General features: G+C 69.0%; 5 protein-coding genes. All 5 read left to right on the forward strand.

All coding sequences use genetic code 11. The features are described 5' to 3' along the window. The coding region (locus tag G3N93_RS33465) for a HutD family protein (RefSeq protein ID WP_206134878.1) at window positions 1–349 on the forward strand (349 nt) is incomplete at its 5' end. 4 nt (window positions 350–353) lie between these two features. Continuing rightward, window positions 354–1,577, forward strand: a complete 1,224-nt coding sequence (gene hutI, locus G3N93_RS33470) for an imidazolonepropionase (protein ID WP_206134879.1) — start codon at window positions 354–356, stop codon at window positions 1,575–1,577. A 4-nt stretch (window positions 1,578–1,581) separates the two neighbouring features. Continuing rightward, window positions 1,582–2,958, forward strand: a complete 1,377-nt coding sequence (locus G3N93_RS33475; RefSeq protein WP_206134880.1) for a formimidoylglutamate deiminase — start codon at window positions 1,582–1,584, stop codon at window positions 2,956–2,958. Window positions 2,959–3,017: 59 nt separating this feature from the next. Beyond that, window positions 3,018–3,815: an N-formylglutamate deformylase gene (gene hutG / locus G3N93_RS33480; RefSeq protein WP_206134881.1), complete on the forward strand. Its 798-nt coding sequence runs from the start codon at window positions 3,018–3,020 to the stop codon at window positions 3,813–3,815. A 766-nt stretch (window positions 3,816–4,581) separates the two neighbouring features. After that, window positions 4,582–5,179 (forward strand): gamma-glutamyl-gamma-aminobutyrate hydrolase family protein (locus G3N93_RS33485; RefSeq protein WP_206134882.1); only part of this gene is annotated, 598 nt, incomplete at its 3' end.

Raw genomic sequence — 5,179 nt, forward strand, 5'->3', positions numbered from 1 at the left:
CCACGTGCTCGACGCACCGCTGGCGCGCGCGGATTTCGCGGGCGAGGCGGCGATCGACGCGACGCTGCACGACGGCGCGACGCGCGACTTCAACCTGATGACGCGCCGTTCGGCCGCGCGCGGTGCGCTCGACGTATGGCGCGCAGGCGTGCACCGCATCGAGCATGCCGATACCGTGCTGCTGCATTGCGCGGCCGGCGAGGCCGCGGTTGAAATCGACGGCACACGCTACACACTGGAAGAAATGGACACGTTGCGGCTCGACGGGCCGCGGCGTGCGTTTGACGTCGTCGTGAGCGGGAGCGGCGCGTTGCTCGCCGTGTCGCTCGCCATCGGCGAACGAGACTGAACGCATGAAACCGACTGTCTGGCATCACCTGAGGCTGTGTCCGCACGGCCATCCTGACGAGACGATCGACGACGCGGCGATCGCCGTCGATGAAACCGGCACGATCGTCTGGCTCGGCGCGATGTCCGCGCTGCCGCACGGCTATGCGCACTGGCAGCGCGAGGATCTGCACGGCGCGTGGGTGACGCCGGGCCTCGTCGATTGCCATACGCACCTCGTGTACGGCGGCACGCGTGCCGACGAATTCGCGCAGCGCCTCGCGGGCGTGAGCTACGAGGAAATCGCGCGGCAGGGCGGCGGGATCGTGTCGACGGTGCGCGCGACGCGCGCGGCCGACGAGACGGCGCTGTTCGTGCAGGCCGCCGCGCGCCTGCAGCCGCTGCTCGCCGAAGGCGTGACCGCGATCGAGATCAAGTCGGGCTACGGGCTCGACCTCGCGAGCGAACGCAAGATGCTGCGCGTCGCCCGCCAGCTCGGCGAGCGCTTCCCGGTCACCGTGTACACGACCTTCCTCGGCGCGCACGCGCTGCCGCCCGAATATGCGGGCCGCGCGGATGCGTACATCGACGAAGTGTGCGACCGGATGCTGCCGGCGCTGGCCGACGAAGGCCTCGTCGACGCGGTCGACGTGTTCTGCGAGCGCATCGGCTTTTCGCTCGCGCAGACCGAGCGCGTGTTCGAGGCCGCCACGCGGCGCGGGCTGCCCGTGAAGCTGCATGCGGAGCAACTGTCGAACGCGGGCGGCACGGCGCTGGCCGCGCGTTATCGCGCACTGTCCGCCGATCACCTCGAATTTCTCGACGAAGCCGGCATCGAGGCGATGAAGGCAGCCGGTACGGTTGCCGTGCTGCTGCCCGGTGCGTATTACTTCATCCGCGAGACGCAACTGCCGCCGATCGAGCTGCTGCGCAAGCACGGCGTGCCGATCGCGCTCGCGACCGATCACAACCCCGGCACGTCGCCGCTCGAATCGCTGCTGCTGACGTTGAACATGGGCTGCACGCTGTTCCGCATGACGGTGCCCGAAGTGCTGCAGGGCGTCACGCGCCATGCGGCCGCGGCGCTCGGCCGCGCGGATCGCCACGGCGCGCTCGAGGTCGGTCGCCAGGCCGACTTCGCCGCGTGGTCGGGCGGCTCGCTCGCGGAGCTCGCGTACTGGATCGGCCGGCCGCTGTGCGAGCAGGTCGTACGCGGCGGCACGACCGTGTTTCGCCGGATGAATGGATAGCCTCATGACCGACACCACGTTGTTTGCAGACCATGCGTACCTGCCCGATGGCTGGCGCCGTAACGTGCTGCTGCGCTGGGACGCGGCCGGCACGCTGACCGGCGTGACGCCCGACACCGACGCACCGGCTGGCGTCGCGCGCGCGGCCGGGCCGGTGATGCCCGGCATGCCGAACCTGCACTCGCACGCGTTCCAGCGCGCGATGGCGGGGCTCACCGAATACCGCGCGAATCCGTCCGACAGCTTCTGGAGCTGGCGCGACCTGATGTACCGCTTCGCGCTGAAGATCACGCCCGACGCGCTCGCCGCGATCGCGCGCTGGCTGTATGTCGAGATGCTCAAGTGCGGCTACACGTCGGTGTGTGAATTCCACTACGTGCACCACACGCAGGACGGCTCGCGTTATCCGCAGCTCGCCGAGCTCGGCACGCGCGTGATCGACGCCGCCCGCGCGGCCGGCATCGGCATCACGATGCTGCCCGTGTCGTACCAGTTCGCCGGCTTCGGCAACAAGCCGCCGCGCGACGATCAGCGCCGTTTCATCAATACACCCGACGGCCTGCTCGAGCTGCTCGACGCGATGCGTCGCGTGGCGCCGGAGGACGGCGGGCTGCGCTACGGCGTTGCACCGCACTCGCTGCGGGCGGTATCCGAGAACGGGTTGCGCGTGCTGCTCGAAGGATTGCCCGACGATGCGCCCGTGCACATCCATATCGCCGAGCAGACGGCCGAAGTCGACGACTGCGTGCGCGCCTACGGTGCGCGCCCCGTGCAATGGCTGCTCGATCGCTTCGACGTCGATGCGCGCTGGTGTCTCGTGCACGCGACGCACGTCGATGCGGCCGAAACGGCAGCGCTTGCGAAGCGTCGCGCGGTCGCCGGCCTGTGCCTGACGACCGAAGCGAACCTCGGCGACGGCGTGTTTCCGGCCGTCGACTATCTTGCGCAAGGCGGCGTGATCGGCGTCGGCTCGGACAGCCACGCGTCGGTCGAGTGGCGCTCGGAATTGCGCCTGCTGGAATACGGGCAGCGGCTCGTGCACCGCGCGCGCAACGTGCTGGCGAGCGATACGCAGGCGCATGTCGCCGATCGCCTGTTCGACGCATCGCTGGCGGGCGGCGCACAGGCCAGCGGGCGGCGCGTCGGTGCGCTGCGCGAAGGGTGCCGCGCCGACTGGCTCGTGCTCGATCCCGATCATCCGGCGATCGCCGAACACGACAGCACGTCGTGGTTGTCGGGTATCGTGTTCGCGGAGCATGGCGAGACGCCGGTGCTCGACGTCTACACGGGCGGCGAGCGCGTCGTGAGCGGCCGCCGTCATCGCGACGAAGCCGTCGCGTATGCCGACTACCGCGCCGCGCTGGCGCAACTGCTGCGCTGACGCGCGCAACCGGTGCACGCCGCATGCGTGCGCCGGCAGACTTCCAACGGTGATGCGACATGACTGAACAACCGGCTGTATTCACGCTGAAGCAGGGCACGCTGCCGCTGCTGATCTCGATTCCGCACGCAGGCACGCACATCCCCGACGACATCGCCGCGACGATGACGGCCGACGCGCGCTTCGTCGACGATTGCGACTGGCATCTCGAACGGCTGTATGGATTCGCGGCCGAACTCGGCGCATCGATCCTCGTACCGTCGCATGCGCGTTACGTCGTCGACCTGAACCGGCCGCCCGACAACGAGAACCTGTACCCGGGGCAGGACACGACGGGGCTCGTGCCGGTCGATACGTTCGACAAGGCGCCGCTGTATCCGGCGAACGCGCCGCCCGGCAACGACGAGATCATGCGTCGCCGCGACCGCTACTGGCTGCCGTATCACGAGGCGCTGCAAGGCGAGGTGGCACGCCTGAAGCGCGAGCACGGCCGCGTGCTCGTGTGGGAAGCGCATTCGATCCGTTCGCACGTGCCGCGCTTCTTCGACGGCCGCCTGCCGGACTTCAACTTCGGCACGTCGAGCGGCGCGAGTGCCACACCGGGCCTGGCAGAGGCGCTGGCCGCACGCGTGCTCGAACACGGCGGCTATACGGCCGTCGCGAACGGGCGCTTCAAGGGCGGTTACATCACGCGTCACTATGGCGTGCCCACTACCGGCGTCGAGGCCGTGCAGCTCGAGCTCTCGCAGATCACCTACATGGAAGAGACGCGTCCTTACGCGTATGACGAAACGCGTGCGGCGCGGATTGTGCCGCTATTGCAGACGCTCGTCGAAACCGCGCTCGCGCATCGTTGAACGCGGGCCGCACGGATGCGGCAGCGCGGCGGAGCAGGACGTCGCAGCTCGCCGGCACGTAGCATGCCGCACCGATGCAACGCACAACACGGCATCGATCCACGGGATCGATGCCGTTTTTTTCGTGTGGCTTTCGTCTGACCGATGTCGTCATCGGCACCTGAAAATTTGACGCAATTTTTAGGTGATATAAGCTGAATGTCAGGAAGTCGTCACGCGTGCACTTGCGGCGAGGCCATCGATCGTGGTCGCACCGCGCCGGAATGCACTGCGAGACACCTTGCCGACGTGTCGCCGCGCGGCATTGCCGCATGCGCTTCATCGCGACACGTGTCCTGCATACATCAGTCAGTCGAGTACGATCGTGAAAGCCGCCAGCCCTTCGATACGCCGGACGCGAAGTCCGTCGGCGGGCGCGCCGCCTCAGGCCGGGCCGATCCGGCATGCTGATCGCGGCACGCGTGCCGCCCCTTTACGCGAGCCTCGTTTCTTCGCCATTTCCCATCGCGGCCTGCGCCGCTTCAATCTCGTGACCGCGCACGTCTTCAGCGCGGTGCAGTGCGACGGCAGCGCATCGTTGTTGCCCTAGCGTCGTTTTCCGCTTCCGTTCCGGGTCGCACCGCCTGTTGCCGCATCGTCCCCGCGGCAGGATCGCGCATGGGCATGCGCCGCGTCGTGGTGCGCGTGTGCACGTGCGGCGCTGGCGCGAACCTTCTTCATCGTTCCGCGTGCGGCCGTATCGCGCGCGATTACCGGAGAGATACCCATGCGTGCGCGCCCGATCGTAGCCGTCACCGCCGACCGCATCCTGCGCGGTGCGCATCCGAACCACACGGCGGGGGAGAAGTACCTGGCCGCGCTCGTCGACGGCGCCGGCGCGCTTGCATTCGTGCTGCCCGCGCTCGGCGCGCGCCAGCCGGCGGACGCGATCGTCGCGGCGATCGACGGGTTGCTGTTGACCGGCAGCTATTCGAACGTCGAGCCGCATCACTATGGCGGCGCCGCGAGTGCGCCCGACACGCTGCACGACCCCGCGCGCGATGCGACCGCGCTGCCGCTGATCCGCGCGGCGATCGACGCGGGCGTGCCGGTGCTCGCGATCTGTCGCGGCATGCAGGAGCTGAACGTCGCCTACGGCGGCACGCTGCACCAGCGGCTGCACGCGACGACCGGCTTCGACGATCACCGCGAGCGGGCCGCCGATCCGCTCGAACGGCAGTACGGCCCCGCGCACGTCGTGCAGTTCGCGCCGGGCGGCCTGCTGCAGCGGGTCGCGCGCGGCGCGCAGGAGGCGACAGTCAATTCGCTGCATGACCAGGGCATCGCGCAGCTCGGCGCGGGGCTCGTCGTCGAAGCCAGTGCGC

The sequence above is a fragment of the Burkholderia sp. Se-20378 genome (assembly GCF_017104665.1).
Taxonomy (GTDB): domain Bacteria; phylum Pseudomonadota; class Gammaproteobacteria; order Burkholderiales; family Burkholderiaceae; genus Burkholderia; species Burkholderia lata.